This window comes from Roseibacillus persicicus, assembly GCF_014651675.1.
In the GTDB taxonomy this organism is placed as follows: Bacteria; Verrucomicrobiota; Verrucomicrobiia; order Verrucomicrobiales; family Akkermansiaceae; genus Roseibacillus; species Roseibacillus persicicus.
The window spans coordinates 466,918-488,860 of record NZ_BMXI01000001.1; the positions used below are offsets into that span (position 1 = coordinate 466,918).

11 protein-coding genes are annotated in these 21,943 nt (G+C 54.2%); 4 read left to right on the forward strand and 7 right to left on the reverse strand.

Features of this window, described 5'->3' with window-relative positions:
- Positions 1-39: 39 nt before the first annotated feature.
- Positions 40-4,299 (reverse strand): DUF7133 domain-containing protein, encoded by a 4,260-nt coding sequence (locus IE099_RS01760; RefSeq protein ID WP_189566791.1) that lies wholly within the window; start codon positions 4,297-4,299, stop codon positions 40-42.
- Positions 4,300-4,821: 522 nt separating this feature from the next.
- Between IE099_RS01760 and IE099_RS01765 the strand changes: the two genes are divergently transcribed.
- Positions 4,822-5,073, forward strand: a complete 252-nt coding sequence (locus tag IE099_RS01765) for a hypothetical protein (protein WP_189566793.1) — start codon at positions 4,822-4,824, stop codon at positions 5,071-5,073.
- 207 nt (positions 5,074-5,280) lie between these two features.
- Positions 5,281-6,219: a methionyl-tRNA formyltransferase gene (locus IE099_RS01770; RefSeq protein ID WP_189566795.1), complete on the forward strand. Its 939-nt coding sequence runs from the start codon at positions 5,281-5,283 to the stop codon at positions 6,217-6,219.
- A gap of 70 nt (positions 6,220-6,289) precedes the next feature.
- Here IE099_RS01770 and IE099_RS01775 read toward each other — a convergent pair whose 3' ends face one another.
- From IE099_RS01775 to IE099_RS01790, 4 genes are all read right to left on the reverse strand, one after another.
- Positions 6,290-9,061, reverse strand: a complete 2,772-nt coding sequence (locus tag IE099_RS01775; protein WP_189566797.1) for a hypothetical protein — start codon at positions 9,059-9,061, stop codon at positions 6,290-6,292.
- 169 nt (positions 9,062-9,230) lie between these two features.
- Positions 9,231-10,715: a hypothetical protein gene (locus tag IE099_RS01780; RefSeq protein ID WP_229809340.1), complete on the reverse strand. Its 1,485-nt coding sequence runs from the start codon at positions 10,713-10,715 to the stop codon at positions 9,231-9,233.
- A gap of 122 nt (positions 10,716-10,837) precedes the next feature.
- Positions 10,838-12,073, reverse strand: coding sequence for a glycosyltransferase (locus tag IE099_RS01785; RefSeq protein WP_189566799.1), 1,236 nt, complete (start codon positions 12,071-12,073; stop codon positions 10,838-10,840).
- Between the two features lie 131 nt (positions 12,074-12,204).
- Positions 12,205-13,110 carry an AraC family transcriptional regulator gene (locus IE099_RS01790; RefSeq protein WP_189566801.1) on the reverse strand — a complete coding sequence of 302 codons (906 nt, stop codon included), beginning with the start codon at positions 13,108-13,110 and terminating at the stop codon, positions 12,205-12,207.
- Positions 13,111-13,279: 169 nt separating this feature from the next.
- Here IE099_RS01790 and IE099_RS01795 point away from each other — a divergent pair, with 169 nt between their 5' ends.
- Together IE099_RS01795 and IE099_RS01800 are read left to right on the forward strand one after the other, a co-directional pair.
- A complete protein-coding gene (locus tag IE099_RS01795) occupies positions 13,280-14,236 on the forward strand; it encodes an SDR family oxidoreductase (protein ID WP_189566802.1) in 957 nt (318 codons plus the stop codon).
- Between the two features lie 142 nt (positions 14,237-14,378).
- Positions 14,379-16,907 carry a DUF1963 domain-containing protein gene (locus tag IE099_RS01800; RefSeq protein WP_189566804.1) on the forward strand — a complete coding sequence of 843 codons (2,529 nt, stop codon included), beginning with the start codon at positions 14,379-14,381 and terminating at the stop codon, positions 16,905-16,907.
- 112 nt (positions 16,908-17,019) lie between these two features.
- Here the strand turns inward: IE099_RS01800 and IE099_RS01805 are convergent, their stop codons facing one another.
- A complete protein-coding gene (locus IE099_RS01805; protein ID WP_189566806.1) occupies positions 17,020-18,240 on the reverse strand; it encodes an SHD1 domain-containing protein in 1,221 nt (406 codons plus the stop codon).
- 155 nt (positions 18,241-18,395) lie between these two features.
- A complete protein-coding gene (locus IE099_RS01810) occupies positions 18,396-21,725 on the reverse strand; it encodes a S41 family peptidase (protein WP_189566808.1) in 3,330 nt (1,109 codons plus the stop codon).
- Between the last annotated feature and the right edge of the window lie 218 nt (positions 21,726-21,943).

Consider the following 21,943-nt stretch of genomic DNA (forward strand, 5'->3'; position numbering starts at 1 on the left):
CCCTCGACCAAAGAGGCCAAGCCGGAACACGTTCATTCTCTATTTTAAGGTTCTCAAGTACTCAAAGAGATCGGCCACTTGCTGGTCCTCCATCCCGAGAAGAAGCCCTTCGGGCATCAGGGAACGCTTGGAAACCGCATGGGACTGAATCTCTGACCGAGCGATCACCCGATCGTCGGCTCCGATGAGACGAATAGTCACCTTCTCGTCATCTTCCTCTGCCAGAAATCCACTTATAAAACTCCCATCACGCAGTTTGAGATCATGGCGATTGTAGCTGGCCTCCAGAGAAGCATTGGGGGTTAGAATATTGCGCAAAAGCGAAGTATCCCCCATCGCACCTGCTCCGCTCAGGTCTGGCCCTATATTGCCCCCAACCCGATTGACCATGTGGCAGGCACTACACGCTTGCTGAAACATCACCTTGCCCGACTCGACATCGCCACCAGCTTGAACCATGGACTGGTATTTCTGAAAGGTCTCCGCAACGCGGGCTGCTTCTGCCCTCGTCATAAGGGCGGGAGCACTGCTGGATGGAGCGACCTGCGCTCGACCTGACAAAGAGAGCCCGGGGAGATCTCCGCTGATACGCTTGGTCAGCCCATCTGGGAGGCGCCCCTCAGCATAACTCACCTTCATCCCATCGTGGATCACTTTTTCATCCAGCGCCTTGTTCCATACCCGAAATTCCATCAAGTCCACTAGGGCGCTGCTATCCTTACGAAGCCCAAGTTCGAGGTCGGTCAACTCGGCCTGATATGGCTTCTTCCCTGTTGCGTTCAGAACTCCATCGAGAAAAATTCGATGGATGCCCTTTTCATCCCGAGTGATGGCGAAGTGCGTCCATTGCTCAGGAGTATTCGCAATCTTGGCAACGACGAGGTTTGCGTCTTTCTTTCCCTTCCCCGAAAGGGCGAGCTTGCCGTTCTTGAAAGAAACCTCGCCATTTTGACTCGAAAAGACTTTCTCGTGGGGCCCCGGCTTTCCCGCACAGCGGATCCAACCTTCGATAGTGAACGGGCCTTTCAGTGTAAAGTTGGTATCAACTGCCCCTCCGCTCAAACGCACGACCATCGGCACCTTGTCCCCGAGTTTCTTGAGGAGCTTCTTTGCATTCGGATGCTCCCCAAGAGCGATAATCAGCTTCTCGATGGACCCGCTATCAATGCCCTCGAAATCTCCAGCCAAAACCGAGCTGGCGAAAGCTTCAGCCTTCTCACTGGAGTTGATCAACCCATCTATTGCTGCCTGCTTTCCGGTTGCGCTGAGAAGCTCCCAGCGTTCGGCAAGCTCTGTAATCGTCTCGGCACCCGGAGCGGTTGAGAGGGCGACGACAGCCTCTTGCTGCACCGCATTGTTCTCACTTTCAACTAGCTTCAGGGCGACCTCGGAATCCACCGGTCCCAGCTCTCGCAGGCAACGAAGTCCTGCAATGATCATCTGGGCATCATCGCTTGCCAATAACCAGCCTCCAACGTCTTCCCGGAGAAGCTCGAGCCGATGACGTTGAGCCATTTTCATCACAACCCTCTGATTCGATGGGCTATTCTCACGTGCAATCAGTTGCCGGGAGGCCTCGCCCAACAGCTCTGTTAGAGTGTGATTTCCAGGTTGGGGTTCAACGCGGGAGAATGCGGACAAGAGTCCCTTCTGCCGGACAGGGTTGCTCAAGATAGCCTCGAATCCTGCGAGCACTTCGGGCTGGTGGAGCTCGCTCGTGAGCAAGGAGAGCTCCGTCGCAGTGAGGTCGCGCTCCAGTTTGGCGGCCAAAGGCAAAAAGGCTCTAGCGGCCTGCGCTGGCTGGAGTGATTGCATGGCGAGAAGACGGTTTTCAGTAGGCAGGTCCTCGGCATCACCGAGCATTGCTGCAGTGATTTCGGCATTTTTCTCCATCGCCCAACGGGCAAGAAAGCGTTCGAACTCACGTTCGTAGACCGAAAGGCGATCTCCATTCACGAGGGCCTCTTTGCCGAGAAGCGCCGCGGAATACATGGCTTCAGGGTCCACCTCTTCTCGGCTAACAAGTGCTTCACCTAATGCCGAGCGAACGCGAACAGCGGAATCGACTGCAGCAGCTTTGGCAATCTCGGAAAAAGTAGGGGCGTCGCCCTTCCGACCCGCAATGCGCACAACCTCAGCCCTGAGGTTAGGCTCGCGATCGAAAGCCAAAGCGAAAAGCAATTCGGAGTCAATCCCTTGCAAGCCTTCCAAAGCCCAGAGCGCGGCCAAACGAACATCAAGGCGCTCATTTGCATCCACCGTCAAACCTTTCAACTGGGGAACAAGTTCGGTGGCCTGACGGTCGATCATCTCCATCCAACTCTGGCGCTGAATGAGGGCGTTGCCACTTCGCAGATAGTCAAAAAGTTTCCCGCTGGCAGCCTGAGCCAGATTCGGTGCCGCTGCATGAGACTGATCACGATGACGAATACGCCAGATGCGCCCGCGCACTTTGTCCCGCTCGGGATGGTTTTGAGGGACCTCTCCGTGCGAGATGATCTTATTGTACCAATCAACGATGTAGAGGGCGCCATCGGGACCGAACTTGATACCAACTGGACGGAACCACTTGTCCCCTGCAATTAGGAAATCCTCTTCCTTTTGCCACTTGAAACGATTGTTTCCGAGAGGTTCGGCAGTCACCACCTGAATCCGACTGGTGAGAGGATTCGCGAGGTAGAAGGTCTTCACCCCTTTCCGCGCGAAGGGACTCGCAAAATCCTCTGCGAGAACCAGACCACTCAACCCGGTCCCGCCCATAATTGCTTTGTCGAAAATGGGAGGGAGGATCGGTTGGTAGGGTTGTAGCTTCGACGTTCCACCGGTATCCAAATAGACTCCAAAATCATATTTGGCTACCGGATACCCTTTGTCGTTGGCTTCCTGGATGAACCACTCGCCATCGCGTCCAGCGACAATTCCCCAGACATTATTCGGTCCGGTGGTAGTCACTTGGAAATCACTGCCATCCAGCTGCATCCGGGCGATGCGGCAACGGTCCATCCTAACTGACTCTTCACCATTGGCGAAGACATCGCCATTGGGACGCCGAACCTGGGAGTAGTTTCCCAGCCCCTGATTGAGATACATCCATCCCCCCGGACCGCGGGTGAACTGATGCGGAAAGAGGTGAGAATCCTGGGTCCCAAACCCTTCCAACAAGACCTCGTGCCTGTCGGCCTTTCCATCTCCATCAGTGTCCCGATAGTAACGAATCTCTGTTCCATACTGGGCGATAGCTCCATCCTTGTATGGGAGAACTCCCAAAGGAATAGCCAAACCGTCAGCGAATACCCGAGGGGTCTGCAGACCGGAAGCCGTGGGAGTATCGAAGACGAGCAACTTGTCCGTTCCTCCCTCTTGAAACAGGTTCTCTGCTTTCGCTTTTTCCCGATTTGCATCCACCGGATAGTTCAGTGCAGTCATCGTCCACATTCGCCCCTTGTGATCAAAGTCTATCGCCACGAATTTCCCAATTCCCTCACTCTCTTGAGCGACTAGTTCGGCAACAAAACCATCCGGCAACTCGAAGGACCTCAGTTGCTCCTCAGGATTCTGCGGAGTATTTGATACGTTGAGTTGTTCGTATGCTACTCTTGCCTTATCAGCCCACCAGGCTTTGGTATCCTTAGGATCCAGCCCTCCATCCAGAATTCGAAGAGTCATCCTCTTGAACTCAATCCTCCCTTTTCCTCCACGGGGTAGTTCTAGCGCAAGGTATCCTCGATACGGAATTGCAGGTTCCGTCTCCAAAAAATTTACAGTCTCCAGACCATTGAGAAAGACTTGGATCCGGGGCCCGTTGGCACGGATGACATATTCGTTCCAATCGTCTTCCTTGAGAAGGCCGGCCTTCTGATTTGGGTTCGCCTCCGCCAATTGCCCGCGCCCTTGCTCTTCCACGATCCCTCCCCAGCCTGCGGAACCTCCGAGGTCGGCCTGGTATCCCTTGGGTCGCCCATCCAAACTCTCCGAACGAAACTGAATACCACTATCAAGCGCCTCCGAACCCGGATCCCGCGTCAGCCGGAACTGACAGCGAAACTCAAAGTGGTCATACTCCTTTTCGCTAAACAAATAGGGATGAGTGGACCTTCCCTCCTGCGAGCTCTCCCCAACAAGAACCCCGTTTTCAACTTTCCAAACCCCTTGTTCATCTTGTCCGAACTGCCACCCCTTCAGACTCTCCCCATCGAACAACGATATCGCTGGATTCTCGTCGGCGGCGAGGTGCGTCAATGGAAGGAAAGCGCAGAGGCAAAAGAAAGAAACAGGAGCCGTCTTCACTAAGAGATTCATCGCTGAGAAATTGAAAATTTCGAACGCTGGCAGGAAATGGCGGATGCCGTTGAAATTGGCGAATGGGTTGCGGCTCATGGCTAGACAGTAATGCGTGTGGGAAAAAGGCGGCTGATTCTGCAGGCGGGTTACGGAAAGCCACGTAGAATCGTTTCAGCTAAATCTACAAATGATAGGTAAAACCACAAAAAAAGCGATTCTCAGGGAAGTTCTGCTTCGCTCTAGCTCTCGGCCTAATAACGATGTCCGCGCGAATGGAAAACGAGTAAATATCAGGCCTTGCGCCCGCTCGGTGACGTCATCCTGAGTCGAAGAGCAGGAACCCACCATCTCTCATTTCCGCCCAAAATATCAAAAACACACAAAGACCTATTCAAATCTCCACAGACTTCCTTCCAACAAGAATTCTGGAAAAATCGCTCATTTGAGTCGCTTCATCGTTCGCGTTTCCTTTTGAAAACCAAACCGAGTGAGCCTTGACCTAAAGCCCATCTCAGTTTCGTATTGCTGCCTTCCCTTGTTATGGAAATCACCAATCTCACCAAAAAGCCCCTCAGCGTTCCCCTTCCAGCTGGAAAGAGGCTTTTTCTGGGACCAGGCAAGTCAGGTCAGATCAATTGGAAAGCTGCCGAGCGCCCTGCTGTGCAAGCACTGATTGAATCCGGTGAAGTCAAAGTCTCGCAGGAAGGCAAGAAGGGCACGAAGGCGAAAGGGGTCGCCCGCATCGACACCCATGCGCCCAGCTACACGGGTTCGTTTTACTCGAATCACTGAGCCATTGCGATAGCTCCCGAACGCCTGCGCTCCCCCGCCCGAAAGATTCAGTCAAAGTTCTGCGGAAAAGGTCTCAGGACCAATGGTCTGCCATCCTGCCCCATTTATATTTCCCTTGGTTTCTCCGCGCCAGTGACTCATTTTTTGCCAAGTAGAAACGCGCTCTACCATAGATACCGCTGAAGCCCCACCACCAACACCCAACACATGAGAACTAAACGCATCGTCATCATCGGCACCCGAACTTGGGAACTCACCTCGATTCACATGGAATACTTTGTGAAGAATGATGCGAATATCGTGGGCATCTTGGAATCTCCGACCGAAGGCATCACCACCACCACTTCTGGCGGCAGCTCCAGCAAGGCGATCCATGAAGTAGCGGAAGAACGCGACATCCCCATCATCTGCGGCAAGCCAAAAGGGGCCGGCGTGATGGATCAGGTGCGCGCATGGAAACCGGACATCGTGGTGGTGATCGGTTATCAGTTTTTCCTGCCGGACGAGTTTCTCCAAATCGCTCCAATGGGCGTGGTGAACTTCCATACCTCTCTTCTTCCCCGCCATTGCGGCCGGCATCCCGGCTTTTGGACCATTTGGTATGGCGACAAGCAATCCGGGATGTGTGTGCACTTCATGGACTCTGGCCTCGACACTGGAGAGATTGCCTACAAGTCCTACGTGCCGGTGAAAAATGGCGACACCGTGGACACCCTCTATGATCGCATCTGGAAAAATGATGAGGCGATCGTCAAACAGCTGTTAGACGATATCGAAACCGACAGTGTCCCCCGTATCCCCCAGGACAAGAGCGAATACACCTACAACTACGTCCCGCATGAAAAGGACTTTGAGCTCGACTTCCGACAGACCGCCCAGCTCTTGGTCAACCGGTGCGTGGTGAAGCCGAACAAGTTCTACCTCGTGCTCAATGGCACCCGGTTTCCGGTCGCGTCCTGCACCGCTATCGACGAACCCACGACCTCGCGGAACTTTAAACTCAATACGCCTTACAACCTGGCAGGCAGTCTGGTCTACATGACCCCGAACCAATGGCTACGGGTGGACGAGCTCATCGTGGACGACCAACCAACTACGGCGCTAGAGGTCGCTCAAAAAGAGCTTGGCAAGATTGCTGAGATCTAACAAGCGGGCGACCGCTTCGTCCTGCTGGCACGAGCACATAGAGTATGTCGGAGATGGCAGGACCTGCCTTCTAGTCCACTTCGATCCGGATAAACTTCCGCCCACTTTCCAAAGGCACAGACGCGGACATGAATTCCACATCTCCCTCAACTCCCTGCGAAGATTCAACGAAGCCATCGCCATGCCCCTTCCAAGTGCCGCTGCCTAGCGACGACGACCAGGTAGCCCGCACCCGGAGACCGCTACCAACCCGACGGACATAATTTACGGTGAAGAGCTCTCCTTGGGCAGAGAACGCCATCTCAGGTGAATCGGAAGCCATCGGGTCAAGGACCAACGCCCACTCCTCGAGGTTGGTAAAGTGATCTCCATCAGGATTGCCCATTTCAGACCAATCGACACTTTCCCTCTCACTCCCGAAGCTGGCCTCGGCCCAGAGTTCGTATGGCGTGGCCGTATCGACAAGCTGTATCGCGTCAATCGCAGTATCGGCGGCATGCCATTGGCGTTGCTTGGAACGGAAACGAATTGTCACGAGATCGTTTCCGGCAAAGGCAGAAAGCCCAACCCGGGCGGTCGCCCAGTCATCCTCATTGCTGGATTGCTGTTGCCCTGACTTTTTCCATACATCCAAATGCCACTCAGAACCGGAGTGAACATCCACGGACAAGAAGTCGATGTAGGGGCCAAACATGTGGTAGTCGAAGGTCAGCTCCGGGTGCACCGCTGTGCTCAAATCGAACCTCCCCTCCACAGAAGCCGACTTGTAGTAGGCTCCATTGGAATGATTTTCGACGTAGAGATACCAGTCGCCATCGGATGAACCACTCGGCCCCGTATTGGTCGTTGCGGTTCCTCCCGTATGGTGACTCCAATCGATATCATCTTCAGCTGACTGGGCCCACCCTCCCAGGCCATTTTCAAAGCTCTCGGCATATGGCAAAGTCTGCGGAGGCTCGGCGAAGAGAATATTGTCTACCGCCACATCGGATGCATGCCAAACGCTCTTCTTCGTCCGAAAGCGAACGGTCACCTCCGACAGCCCGGCATAGTCCGAAAGATCAACTATGGCTCTATGCCAGGGGTCCTCGCTCATGGCTTGCTGAGCACCCTCTCTAATCCAAACGCCTTCCACCCATTCGGCCCCGTCATAGACATCCACCGCCAAGTGGTCGATATAAGCCCCACACATATGGTAGTCGAATCTCAGCTCGGCACCCGAAACATCACTCAAATCAAAACGCTTCTCCAAGAGCGCCTCGTAGTCCGGAGCATTGGCGTTATGCCCCTCCGCATAGAGATACCAGTCCCCTTGAGAAGCACTGCTCGGGCCACTCCCCGAGGTGCCAGTCGCAAAGACATTTCGTGACCAGTCAAAGTCATCATCCTGGACCTGCTTCCATTCTCCAAAGCCACTCTCGAATCCCTCGTAGTAGGGAAGCTTGCGTGCTTCTTGAGCTTCGATATCAAAGAGAAAACAACTGATGCTCTGCGCCGCGATATCCACCTGAAAGCCGGTTCCTGACCCAATGATGGTTTCACATACTCCCTCGAGGTCTCCCTCCTCAGTCCAGACGGTTTCGTCGATTTCCAAACCGCTCAAAGAAGAGTCCAAGTTGACAGAAACGGAGGAATGGCCGGCATCCCCTTCATTGATAACCCACAAGACCACCTGATCGTTCTTACGAAACGCCATTGTATGAACACCCGGCATGTCGCTGGCCTCCGAGGGAAAATAACAACTATCGACCACATGATTCGCGAAATGCTTCATGATGTAATAGGCCCGCATCTTCCGTCCTGTTCCTCCCCATGGACAATAGATGGGGCGAGTTTCGTTGTTGAGACCCCGAGACCAAATCTCAAAGAAAATCTCCCCCTTCACCCCCGCTTCATACATATGGCAGCGCTCGACATATGCCGCAATGGGAGTGGTAATTGGACGTTCCACCCCTGAGGTAGGCCCTCCCCCACCATGGCTGCTCTCATCATTGTAAAGCACTTTGCCCAACGCGAGCGCCTTAGCATTGATTCCGTGCCAAAGAGAATGATCGCTCGTTCCATAGTTGTGATTGCAAAAGGACCAATACAGGTCCTCCGTGCCCAAGCTGGCAACGTCGTCCAGATACTTGTTGCCCTGCGCCGTGCTCCAAAACCCCTGATCCGAGATCAGGGGCATGGCAACACCACGGGCATCCAGTTCGCTTTTTAGCTTTGTAATCACACCTGCCGAAACCGTCGCATTCACAAAAGTGGTCCACTCCTTGGCAACCGACATCATTGCGATGGGAACGCCCTGCTGCTCCATATACTCAACATAGTCCGCCAGAAAAACACCGTATTTCGCAACCTCAATTGCCTTGGTATTATAGTTGCAGATCCAGTCCGGCAGATTGTTGTCGTTCCCATAACCATCGTAGTCTGAGCGTAAGGTAGCAAAGAACAGAATATCCGGATTGATCGCCCGTATCTCCCTCATCGTAGTCACCTGCTTTTCATAGAAAGCCCAGTTCTTCACCCCCTCTGCCAGCTCCTGCTTCTTGTCGTATTGAACCCGGCAAACATTAAAATTGATGTCGCCAAAGCCCCACTTCAGGATCTCCGCTTTGTTTTGGGTATTCTGAATGGCCCCCGAGCTTCGCTCCATATCCCCACCCATCATGTCAACTTCCTGCCTCAGATCCGAGCTCCTCAGCTCAATGGACTGGGCAACAGAGCCAGATGGAATCAGCCAGAGAAATAACAGCAATAGGGAACCCAGGCGCCACCGCATGGCTTCGCGGTACCCCGGCACAACGGAGCCCAAAGGCCGCGATGACAGCCGCTTTCCTCTCTTCTTCATCTGCAGGCCCTCCAGCAGTTCACCTGCCAGAAAAAGGACGATAGCCGGTTATTTTCCAAAAACGACTAGAACGTCTTCTCGAGCCCTTGGGCTCGAAGTGTATAGGGCATCCCCCCCGGTCCGTCTGATTACTCAGAAAGAATTTCTCCTTTTTCCAAGAACTTCTCGCTCAAGAGTCTCCGGAAAGAATTGGAGTCATTGGCTGTGAGTCGTCGCCAAACCCTTCCACTCCCTCCTTAAAGAGGTGAATCTTGTCGAGACGATAGCCTCCAGAACGTCCCATGATGAAAAAATATTGGTCTCCGGCTTTCAACTCATAGCTCGGCTTGGAGAACTCACCATCAGCGTGGGCAACGGGTCCATAATTGTTATGGGTCGTGCTGTAGGTGAAGCCGACTCCGCTCTCGAACTGCTCCCGTGTGACGGAGTGGTAGGTCTTGCGCACGCTACCCCAAGGATGAGGATCAATTCCTATCAGGGTCCAGCAGTCGTTCCATTTGTCTCTCTCGGGAGCGCCTTTGTGCGAATGCTTGAGAGCAAGACGATAGGTTCCGGGAGTAGTGATGCGTAGCTTATATGTCAGCACGCCACGGGTCTGGCTGGTGATCGCGTGAATGTAATCAGGCATATAGCGAAGATAACCCTTTCCAGTGTAGCCCTCCTCGGTGGTGTCGAGGACCCAGTCGCCGGTGGGCTCAACACTCTCAGCCTCGATGACCAGCTTCCCATCAACTTCCTCAAAGATACTTTCAGTGACGGGATAGTTGATTTCAGGAGTGACAGCAGGAGGTGCGGACGGTGCATCGGAACTGCCTCCATTCGCCGGAATGGGATCGGAACCGAACCAACTGACCAGCTCGGGAATGGAGATTTTCTGGTCCTCACCGCTCAATCCAATCAACCAGCAAATCATCCCTGAATCCGAGACATCGGGGAGACCCTTGCGCATCCGCTCGTAAACCCACTTGAGATTGGGATCCTCATGATCACGCAGCCAATTCCATGGCTCATAGTCCTTGTGCGTCCGCAGTCCGGCATTCTGATCGGGAATTTTGATATAGTTGAGATTCGGAACCAGAGACCGAATATCTTCCAGATTACGAAGCCAAGGCCGCGGCCGATAAAAATCATTATATCCACTATGAGAGACCAGGGTAACGTGCTCGCGCGCTCTCTCATCCGCAGCTTTCAGAGCGCGGTAAATCAGATCAGCGGGTCCAGCTTCAATAATATAGAGAGGATCATCCGCGGTGGACCGATCGATTTCCCGGGTCAGATTTTCTACCGCTGCAGCTGGGTCCTGGGACACATCAAAGAAGTCTTCCCGATCAAAACCCCAACGAGCCTGACCACCCATCGCTCCCCGCCACATTTCATTCTTCTCCGGTGGAATCGGCTTGTATTCCATAAAGTTGTTGAAGTCGTAGTGAACGAGATTGTCCTGTAAACCGGCTTTCGCGAGCACCGCGAGAGTGAAGGGGGTGGCTCCAATGTCATCAGGATCGGCATCGGGATTTCCATCGGCACTGATGGCGATCCGTTCTTCATTCTTCCATGCGCTCTCCTGCGCAGGAAGCGAGTTCGAAAGCGCAAGGGACGAATAAGTTAGCAAACCAAACAAGAGAGTCCGTTGAGTATTTTTGGGAGAAATCATAGTTGGCGAAGTTTAAGGTTAAACTGGCACCTTGGGTGACGTCTCCAGAATGGCCTGATGTGTAAAATTCCTAGAGAATTCAATCCGCCTCGTAGACAAGGGACCCACCAAATTTTCCCAACCTATTTCTGCCGATTCTTAGCCTCAATCCATTGGGACATATATTGGGTCGCCTTCATCGTCTGGTGCTGCAGCATTTGACCAATGAAGTTTCTTCTGCGGTGGGACTGCAAGTTGCGGAGGCAGGATTCGACCTGTTCGAGGACTCTGCGACCAATCTTTTCCCGGTGAAAACGCTGCTCTAACAACTCATACCCGCACGTCTGTCGCAGCTGCCATTCGCGCTCATCGCGATAGAGTGCGACAACTTGCCTCGCGAACTCTTTCGGTTCTTCGGCTAACGCTCCGGGCCAAGGGAGCGACCCCTGAATTCCTTCCGCCCCGACCGGCGTGGTCACACTTGGGGTTCCGCAGAGCATCGCCTCGGTGAGCTTCCCTTTCAACCCCGCCCCGAACCGCAGAGGGGCCACACACAAACGGGCGCGAGCCATCACTGCGCGCGAGTCTTCCGCCCACCCCTTGATTAAAAATCCCTCCCGCGGCTGATGAAGCTGCATGGCTTTCGGCGGTGGATAGGCTCCGTAGACATGGAGCTCGACCTCGGAAAGTTCCCTACGAATCTTCGGCCAAATCTCGCGCTTCAACCACAAGACCGCATCCCAATTGGGAGCATGGCGAAAGTTCCCTATCGAGATCAGATGCTCCCGTTCGCTGTAGGCCGGAGTTCTTCCCGTAAATGGTTCCAACAGGAACGGGCACCAGACCAGAAGTTCTTCCGGAACCTGATAGCTCGAAACCAATAGGTCTCTCTCAAATTCCGAAATCACCAAACTCAAATCACAGCGAAAAATTGCCGCCACCTCCCGTTGGGCTTTCTCGGTAAAGAGGTCGGCCTCTCGATAGTTTTGACCCTTCTTCACTGCCTCATGACGAGCTTGCCGCAGACTGTGAAAGTCCTCCATGTCGAGGATGCGCAGAGCGGCGGGACAGGCTTGCTCCACTCGCCAGCCGAACTGTTCCTCCATCATGAAGCGGTCGAACAAGACGGCGGTCGGATTCAACTCGGCAACAAAAGTATCAAACGAGCTGCAATTCAGCGCAATCTCGGAAGAAGAAATCCCCTCCTCAGTCAAGTCACACTCATGCTCCCCCCGCGCAGCCGGACTGGCAAAATGAATCTGCCACCCATTGGATTGAAACAAGCGCATCAAGCTCAGCAGATGGCCCCCTGCCGCCGACGAATTCGGCTCCGGCCACACGTAGCCAATGACTAACAGGGTGCGCGCGGTGTTGTTCATTTCGAGAAATCAAAGGCGGAAGCCTCATCAAAAGACAGCCAAAACTGAAATTGGAGAACCTTTTACCCCTCGGAAGATTATTTACCACCATTGCATTGTTTATTGGAAACAGGAACTCTCGTTGGCCTCCTTCATTTCTCGAGCACCAATCCCCCTACCGCTCCCGGGTTGGACTGGCTCCAAATCTTGGGAGACTGCCCATATCGTTTTTTGAAGTCGCGGCTGAATTGGGAAGAACTTTGATAGCCGACTTCTTGGGCAGCTTCGTTCACAGTCATCCCCTGGGCGATCCTCATGGCGGCCTTGTTCAGTCGCATGGACTTCACAAACTGAATGGGCGACATCGCGGTAGCCTGTTTGAATTTGCGGTGAAAAACAGCCCGGCTCATTCCCGCCCGCGCCGCCAACTCTTCAATCGTGACCACTTCGCTCAGGCGAGACGACAAGTGGTGAATGGCTCGCCCGACCTCATTCCCGACCCCAAAGGAATGCCTCAGAGACTCCCCCGCCTCTCCCTTTAGAATTGCATAGTAGAGCTCACGAAGACGTCCCTCCCCCAGCACCGAAGCCTCCTCTTGCTTTCCCTCCAACTCCAGTAATCGAAGTAGAGCATCGGTAAATTTTTCGTCCCAAGACGCCAGCGCCAACCCTGGAGGCTGGGAGCCAACCTGACTACCTCGGCGACCATCAGATACACTCCCCATCGCAATGGTGAGCTCGGTCAGGACTCGCGTATTAAGAGAGAGATAAACTCCTAACAGAGGATTCTTCGGTGAGGCCTCCGGCGCTCCCGCCTCAACCGGCATCGACAGGGTGCAGCAGAAATACTTCTGTTGGTCATAGCGATAACGTTGACTGTCCACGATAGCCTCTTTGGAACCACTCACGATGGCAACCACACACGGCTCATACACTGCCGGGGCGCAATGAAGCGGAGTAGTCAGCCGAAAGAGTTGCACCCCCTCGACCCCTGTTTCGACGAATCCGTCGGCGCTGGTTCTCCTCGCAACGATTTCTCGAATTCGCTCTTTGCTCATGGAACCAGACTATCACAACGAAGGCGAAAAGTAACCCCATCGATACAAATGGGCATGTTTTCGAAACAAACACCCCTAGTTCCCTCCCTTGTCGAGAGCTATGATACATCTCAACAAAAAAGAGACGGACTTCCGATTCGAGGACCTCCCTCTCTCGACAACACGACCAATGAAAACCAAAAAACCAAAACAACAGTTTGGACCCAAAGGGTGGACCCCCGACCAATTGGACTCCCTTTCCGGAAAAACCTACCTCATTACCGGTGCCAATTCAGGGGCAGGATTCGAGGCCACTCGCGTTCTTTTGTCGAAAGGCGCGGAGGTCGTAATGCTCAACCGCAATGCGAAAAAATCCGCCGCCGCCATCGCGACCTTGCAACAAGAATTCGGCAAAGAGGCTCAGGTGAAGTTTCTCCATTTGGATCTCGCCAGCTTGGATTCAGTGCGGGAAACCGCCGCTCGAGTCTTGGAAAGTATTCCCCGCATCGACGCCCTCATTTGCAACGCCGCCATCGCCCAGGTCGCCAAGCAAGAGCTCACCGTGGACGGGTTCGAAAGTCAACTGGGGGTCAATCACTTCGGCCACTTTCTCCTGACCGGATTGCTCTTCACTCGTATTGAACAGTCGAAGGGGCGCATCGTGGTGGTGGGCAGCAACGGCTATCGAATGGGTCTCAAACGAATTCAATTCGAAGATCTCAATTTTGACCAAAACTACACCGCCTGGAATTCCTACGCCCAGAGTAAACTTGCCCAAATGATGTTCGCCTACGAACTGCAACGCCGCGTCCAGGCAACGGGAAAAGAGGTTATCGTCCAAGTCTGCCATCCCGGCGCCTCCCGAACCAATCTCCTGAATGATACCGCCAGCCCATTGAACAAGTTGGTCTGGTCCCTACTCTCCCCGATCATTGCCCAGTCTGCGGAGAAAGGCTCATGGCCCGAAGTGCTCTGTGCGACCGAACAAGCGGTTGAACCTGAAAGCTACTACGGACCCACCAAACGAGCCCAGATGGTCGGCCCCGTCGACAAATGCCCTCTCGACCCTCTGGCCCTCGACCGGGAAGCAGCCAGCCGTCTTTGGAACATCTCCGAAGAAAAAACATCGCTGAGTTGGACTCCCTAGTCGACCCCGTAGCGGTGTCGAACCAGCTCACCCTTGCTGGCTGCTGGAATTTGACGAAAGGAACGATGGTGAAAAACCGAAGGGACACTTAGGATGCGCCCTACACTGATTAGCCTTCCTCTCACCGCGTCCTAGCCATCAGATGAAAAACACCCTTTTCGAATTCACCGTCCCCGCGAACTTTCAGCATCAGGTCGATAAGCACGCGAGCGTGCGCTACGAAGTCAGGGAAGGAAGCTTCGAAGTTCAGCCTCCCTTCCTCACCTGCTCGCTCTGCTCCCTCACCGATTTGGAAGAACAAACAGGTGACACCCAAATCGAGAAGTATGCCACCTGGACCGAGGGCTACCAGACCGAGGTCTACGAACAAGAGGAGAGCCAGTTCCAAGGTCGCACCGCCTACCGCATCAACGCGAAATCAGACGCGGAATTCGCCGGACAGGAACTGAAAGTGACGTATCAAAACTTTGCCCTCATCCTGAACGAAGACTGGTTCGTGGACCTTCAGCTTGTTTACGAGACCAAGGATGCCGAGAGTTTCTCCTCGGTTTTGGACGAGGTTCTCGCCTCCCTACAAGTGAAAGGAACGGCCAAAGACTGGGAAACGGCCATCGCGGAGGACGAGCAAGAGATCGACCAGCAATTCGCTGTTCAACAAGCCCTTGTGGATGAACCAAAGCCCGCCGCCGAAGTTCCGTCCTTTCAAATCCCCTCCAATGGAAAAGAACAGATCCAAATCGGAGACTTTGCTTTCGAGTTTGCTGAAGAAGAGTGCAAGTGGAATACGGTCGAGTTCAGCAAGAAACTCTACGTGCAGGTGCAAGCCAAGACCGGGCAAGTGAAGCAAGCCGAGGAAGCCGGCCTGACCGCATACGCCTATCAGCTGAATGACGGGGAGGTGAAACTCTCCTTCGATTGCAGCAATATCTTCCAGGCGGGAGTTCCCACGGGCGAGCTCAACTTCGAGGATGGAAAAACGGGGCACCCGCAATTCATTCACTTCCGGGCCGAGGGAATCGACTTGGATTTCTCAGGCAAGGTCACGCTAAAGGAAGGCTGGGTCGCCATGGAAGGAGTCTTGAAAAAACCCTATCAAGACGAGCCCTCCTTCCCAATCCGTCTCTGCAAAAAACTCCCGACACAAGGCCTCGATTGGACTCTCTACCAATTCACCTTAGCTGAAGCGCTCCAAACCGACCCGGAGACTGTGCTGCATCTTTGGGTGGACTCGGCAGAGGAGGCCACACTCCCGACTGAAGTTCTCGACTTCCAGAATCTCAAGCGGCTCATCATCAACAGCAACACGAACAACTCGCTGGACGAACATTCCCCTCTCGAAACGATCCCCGCCGAAATCGGTCACCTGAAAGACCTCACCGAGCTCACCATCACAAACACTTCCGTCGAGAGTCTTCCTGAGAGCTTGGGTGATTTGCAGAACCTCACACAGTTTCAAATCTCTAACAACAAACTCGCCGCCCTCCCCAAAGGCATATTCAATCTCCCCCGACTCAAATACCTTTGGGCCACTCGCAATGCCATCACATCGCTTCCGGACGAGATTGAACTGCCAAGCTTAGAGATTCTTTATCTGGAAAGAAACGCCCTCACAACCCTCCCCGCCAGCCTTGGGCAGCAGCCCAAACTGCGACGCCTGGCACTGGACCAGAACCCTTGGAGAACTCTCCCTATTGAAGTGGAGAAGATCAAAGAGATTGACCTCAACATCAATGACAAGAGGCGGCTTCTGGACTTCACCTATCCTGGAGCAGACGGCAAAGGAACAATCGCATGGGAGAGCGAATCCTTCCTCGCGACTAGCGACTCCAAACTCACAAAAACACTGCAAAAAGCCCTCAAGGGAACCGTTCTCGCGAAGTATCAGGACGGACTGAAGAGACTCGCCTTGAAGGCCCTTGCCCTCAAAACAACGAAGAAGGATCTCTACCGGGAGTCTGGCAACACCCGCTTCGGTGGGCTCCCTGACTTGCCGGCCGATTTGCCCTATCCCACTTGGCAATCCGGAGATGACGAGGCTGACGCTTTGCACCACATCTTCATCGCTCAGCTCAACTGCGCCGACCTCGCGCCTCATCAAGACTACCTGCCGCGAGCCGGGATTCTCTACTTCTTCATTCAAGACGAACAAGACTTCGCCCCCAAGGTGATCTACAACCCCGGCACCGAGAATCTGATTTCGGCACAGACTCTTTCAAACGAGAGCTTTTCCTTTGATGATCTGGACGAGCCCTACTTGCCCTATCTGGCCAAGGCGCAGCCCTTCGTATCGTTGCCCCATTTTTATAGCGACGACTATTGGTATCAGTGGGCGAACCAGCCTGAACTGAGCAACCTCGAAGACTACCAGCATCCCGATCACAACGCTTTCTCCGAAGAACTGCGCGAGCGAGTTCAAAAAATTCTTGGAGATGTGAGCTCATCGAATTCCATCAATAGCTACGTCTTCACCCAACACGAATCCCCCCAGGAACAGGCCGCCCTCAAGCTGAAAGGAAATCCTGAGGACTGGGTTGTTCTGCTGAAAGTGACTTCAGACAGCAATTGCGGCTTCTGCTTTTGGGATGCTGGCGAACTCTTTTTCCTGATTCACAAAAGCGACCTCGCGAAGAGAGACTTCAGCAACATCTACGCCTCCATCGAAACCAGTTAGACTGAGTACGGCAACAATCAGTTGAGTGGCACCCGATTGCAGACACTCCTTTGAATGCTACAGTCCGAAACAGCGGTTTGGGATTAGCCTATCTGACGGGGTGTTAGACAGATTACTTCGTCGGCTTCTGGAGGTTCTCCAAGATAGAGGGAATTTCATGCAGACCGGGATACTTGTCCCGCAATCGCGCAGCCTCGCGTGAAACCTTTTTCGAAGTGTGCTTCTTCAGAGTCCCCACGCCATGTTCAGATAGATCCTTTTCCGAAAGCTCATCCAAATCTGCGAGCGCTTCGAGATACAACGCGTTCTGCGGATTGGACTGCAGCTTCGAGAAAAGGGCATCAGCGCGAGACTGATTCGCGGAAGAGATCTCGTAGTCATCACGAATAAAGGAGAGCAACATGAAGGCCCGGTGGGAAGCGCCATCGGGAAGGCCCTCGAGAAAGTCGAGGAGGTTCCGCTCGAAATCAGAGGCCTGCTCCGCATACTCGCGATCTTTGGTGGAGGCATAGAAACGCGCGTTCAGCCAAAGCATGCCGTCCTGAACCAAGGTATCCGGGCCATTGTTGTGACCGCCGGGGTGAAAGCGGTGAAAGGCATTCCGGCCAAGGTTCTTCCGCGCCGCGGCCGTCCCGTAGCGGTTGTAGTCCTGGGCTCCGCCGATGAAATAGTAATGACCCTTCGAGGGCACTTCCTCTCCATCGAGAATGCCATGATAAATGATCGGGATTGCTCCCGCACCCTTGTAACCCGCCGCGTTCATCATTGCTCTTTGTCCCCCTCCCGAAGCCCCCGTGAAGTAGAGACGGTTCGAGTCAACGGGCAACGTTGTTTCCAGATGCTTCATGCAAGCCAAGACATGCGGCAGACTGTTCTGATTGTTTCGGGTCTCCTTGCTCACCGCCACAATCCAGCCTCCCACTTCAGCCGCCTGGATATACCGATCCAGCATCTTCAGATTGCCGCCACCCGAGCCGGTGAAAAAGAGCAGGGGCGCTCGTCGACCCGCGACCAAGGACTTGGGCAGGTAGAGGAAGTAGTGCGAGTTCTCGGCCTTGATGGGACCGACCGCTCGACCCAGCGGATGAGGCAGATTGTCCGGGGGACTGGCTTTCTCCTTTTGAGAATACTCACGCAGAAATTTCTGATCGGCCTCGGAGAGACTCGCGATTGGAGCAGTGATTTCTTTCCCATCACTGCGCTTGAGCGTCACCTTATCGCCAGCAACCTCAACGACCTCCGCTTCGATTTTCGAACCCGCTTGGGAAGTCCAGGTTCGCACTTCTGCAGTCAGTGAGGTTGCGAGAAGGAGGAGAGGGAGGATCAGTTTCATGATGAGGTGATTGAGCGAGTCAAGCCTAACAGCGATAGGCTCATCTTACAGATAAAGGGTTATCTTGAGCTTTGTCGAGACCTCTCGCTCTCGCTTCCCCTCTTCGAACCGTGTCTTTCCTAAAAAGAGCTGAACTTTATAGACCCAGCTCCCTGCTACTTCTTCTCGTCAGGATAAACGAAGGCCTTGTTGGGACGCGGCGGAGCTTGGGGAGTCTGCGGCGGGTCGCTGGCAATCTTTTCCTGGAGATAAGCGATGGCAGCCTCGAGTTGGGCGTCTTGACCCTGATAACTGGCGTGAGGCTCGTTCATCACGGAGATATCGGGATCAACTCCGGAGCCTTCGATCACCCAGCCATCCTCGGTAAAGACACCGGTCTCAGGCGAACGCGCCAAGCCACCGTCCTTCAGATAGGTATGGCCCCGCAGCCAGATTCCCCCACCCCAAGTGCGCGACCCGATGAGAGGTCCAAGCCCCAGACGACGGAACCCCTCCGAGAAGGCCTCCCCATCGGAGATGGTATAACCATCGATTAGGACAGCCATGTGACCGTTGAAGGCATAGGGCATGTTTGGAAAGGCTTCTCCGGTGCGCCCCTGCCAATACATCCAGCGCTGGCGAATCAGCCGGGCCAAGATCCAGCTATCGATATTGCCGCCATAGTTCTGACGCATATCGATGATAAGACCTTTGCGATTGGAAACGGGATAATAGCCCCGCACGAATTCCGAGAAATTACCGCCGCCCATGGCCCGCATGTGGAAGTAGCCGAGCTCACCTTCGCCCTGCCTCTCTGTCTCCATGCGGCGGGTGTATTCCCAATCAGTCAGCTTGAGCGAGATAAAGCCACGCAAATCAATCGGAACAACCGTAGCCAAGTGTCGCTCTGCCCTACCGGGCCGCTGCAATTCTAACAACACCTTCCGGGAAGAAGTATTTTCTAACAAAACTCCGAGGTCAGGCTCGGTAAGCGCCTCTCGTCCGTTGACTCGAGTAATAATATCACCTGCTGCAATATCGAGTCCGGGCTGAGCCAGCGGTGACAAACTTTCGATCAGATCGGGCTCTCCCTGATAAATGGACGCAATCTGATAACCCTCGGCCACGCGGGTAAAGCGGCCCCCTAGATAACCTCTTCCTCGGCCATCCTTGGCATCCCTGATTTCACCGGGCCGAATGTCTGTATGCATGGCCGATAGCTCTCCCACCATCTGACCGATCAGATCGTCGAGTTCCTTGCGGGCAGTAATGCGCGGCAAGAGCACCTCATGCTTTTTGCGCTGGGCCACCCAATCGACCCCATGCATATCAGGGTCGTAGAAGTAGTCGCGATGCAAACGCCAGGCGTCAAGAAAGAGATGCTCCCACTCCTCCGCAGGACTGATACGAATCCCAATCGCCGAGAGATCGACCTCATACTTGGAAAGGTTCTCCGGAGCTTTTCCATTCGCGGGAAAAACAGAAACGGTGTCCTTCTTTCTCACCGCGCAGTGGCTGTGATCCGCACTCAGCTGATACTCCCTCACATCGCTTGCGATAGTTCTGCGCCTGCGCTCATGGGTTTCATCCAAGATGGGGAAAGCGGCAAGTTCACGGTCGGAGTCAAATCCCAATGGCCGATGAAAGAAGTAGAGATGCTTCTTGGTCACGGTGAGTCCGGAATAGTTGCCAGCTTCCAGTGGAACCCGGTGGAGACGACCTTGCAGTCCATCCCACGAAATCTCCACGGCCTTCATTTGCTTCTTCTCTTCCTTCTCCCGTTCCTCGGCCCCGTCCTCTTCTTCTTTCTCTTCGGACTTCTTATCGTCTTTTGAGGGGTCTTTCGGCAAAGAGGAGAGAGGATCTCGCGGAGTGCTCTGGAACGGGGAGGCCTGCCCCCCAACCAGGTCGAGCAAGAAAATGCTGGCAGTTCGATCCAGATAAGCTTCCGGCTGCCTCGGCCCCCAGGGAGACCGCTGCACCGAACGGAAAGTCCGGTCGGAAAGGAAGTAAAGCCACTGCCCGTCCGACGACCAGGCTGGTGAGTAGCTATCCATCCGATCGGTTGTCACAGCAACTGGCTCGCCATCCTCGAGGGTATTGAAAAGGTAAACCCGGTAGATGGAATTCTCCTCCTTTGCCGAAAAAGCGATCCAACGACTATCAGGGGACCAAGCGAGGTCAATGCGATCAAAGTCGTTGGGATCCCGCGCCTGAATCACTTCCTTTTTCTGCCCTGTCTCCAGCTCGAGAACAAAGAGCCGCTGGTCACGATCGGCATATGCCAACCGCGCCCCATCAGGAGAAAGAATTCCGGGGTAAAGCCGGGTGGTGGAATCCTCGGTCACCAAGTGACGCTCATCCGAACCATCAATCGCCTGTGTTGCGAACTCGAATTCGCCAGTCTCATCGGAGAGAAGAAGAACACGTTCCCCTTCGGAAAAAAACTGCACATCCCGCACCCGCGACTTTGCTGTCTGGGGAATGGCCGCCAATCGACCGCCTTTCACCGGAGCAACAAAGCCCTGTCCGCGGACTGTCACCGCGAGCTTGTCGCCCTTGGGACTGAGAGCGAATTGACTGAGAAAGCGCGCGGGCTTGTCGATCCAACGTCTGCGCTTTTGATCAAAGTCGGAAGCCAAGCGAATCGGTACCATCTTTGCCGCATCCTCCGCGATGGAATAGATCCAGAGGTCAGCCTGATTGCGATAGATGATGCGCCCTTTATCCAGATAGGCATCGAGGATGTCCCACCCGCTCACGGACGTGTGCTGCTTCAGGTCTTTCCCTAACAAGTCGGAAGACCAAATATTCATCGTCCCATCCCGGTCCGAAACAAAATAGAGCCGGTCCTGCCAAACCATGGGTGAGCGGCTCGTTCCCTCGTAGTCCGCAGTGAGCGGGACAGCGGCAGGAGCTCCAGTGTCGTAGCGCCAAATCTTCTCGATAAATCCTCCGGTGTAGCGCTTGGCGAAGCTGCGTTGGCGAGGCAGGCGGGTGAAGAAGAAGCTCTGTCCATCGTCGGAATACCGCCCATCGCTAGCTTGCTCGAGAGGAAGAATCGTCTTCTCCCCTGTCTCGATATTCAGTTCGACGATCTGGAACGTGTCGCGTCGCGAGAAAAACCAAGTGGCATAGAGCAGAGTTTTCTCGTCCTTCCAAGCGACCGGAAACGGAGAACGCCCCCCGGACACTCCTTCATAGGTCAGGCGCTGGGGGCGGCCTCCAGCGAGAGGCATCTGGTAGATCTCGACAGGGCCTTCGTAGGATGCGGCAAAGGCCACCATCTGACCGTTGGGAGAGATGCGGGGTCGGCTTTCAGTTTTCAGGTGGGTCGTCAGTCGGTGAGCTTGCCCTCCCACAGCAGGAACTTTCCAAAGGTCTCCCTCGGCCTGAAAAACGACGGTGTCATTGTGAAGAGCAGGCTGCCGGTAATAGCCCAGCAAATCCTCGGCCAGAACTGGCAGAAGCGAACAAAGAAAAAGAAACGTTGTTAGAGTTTTCATAAAAAATAGTTCCGGCTCAATGACGAGTAACGCGCCGCGATGGTCCCCTTACCATAGAGGCGGGCAGAGACTTTCACGTTTTACCCAATTGGGCAAAAGCGTTCTCTAAAACTCTTCCCACAAGAAGAGTTCATGAGATCAAAGAGTCCACAGAAGGAACGAAGCGCACTTGCACCCAAGGCAAGACCAGCCAACACGCTCTCCCAAATCTTTGATGA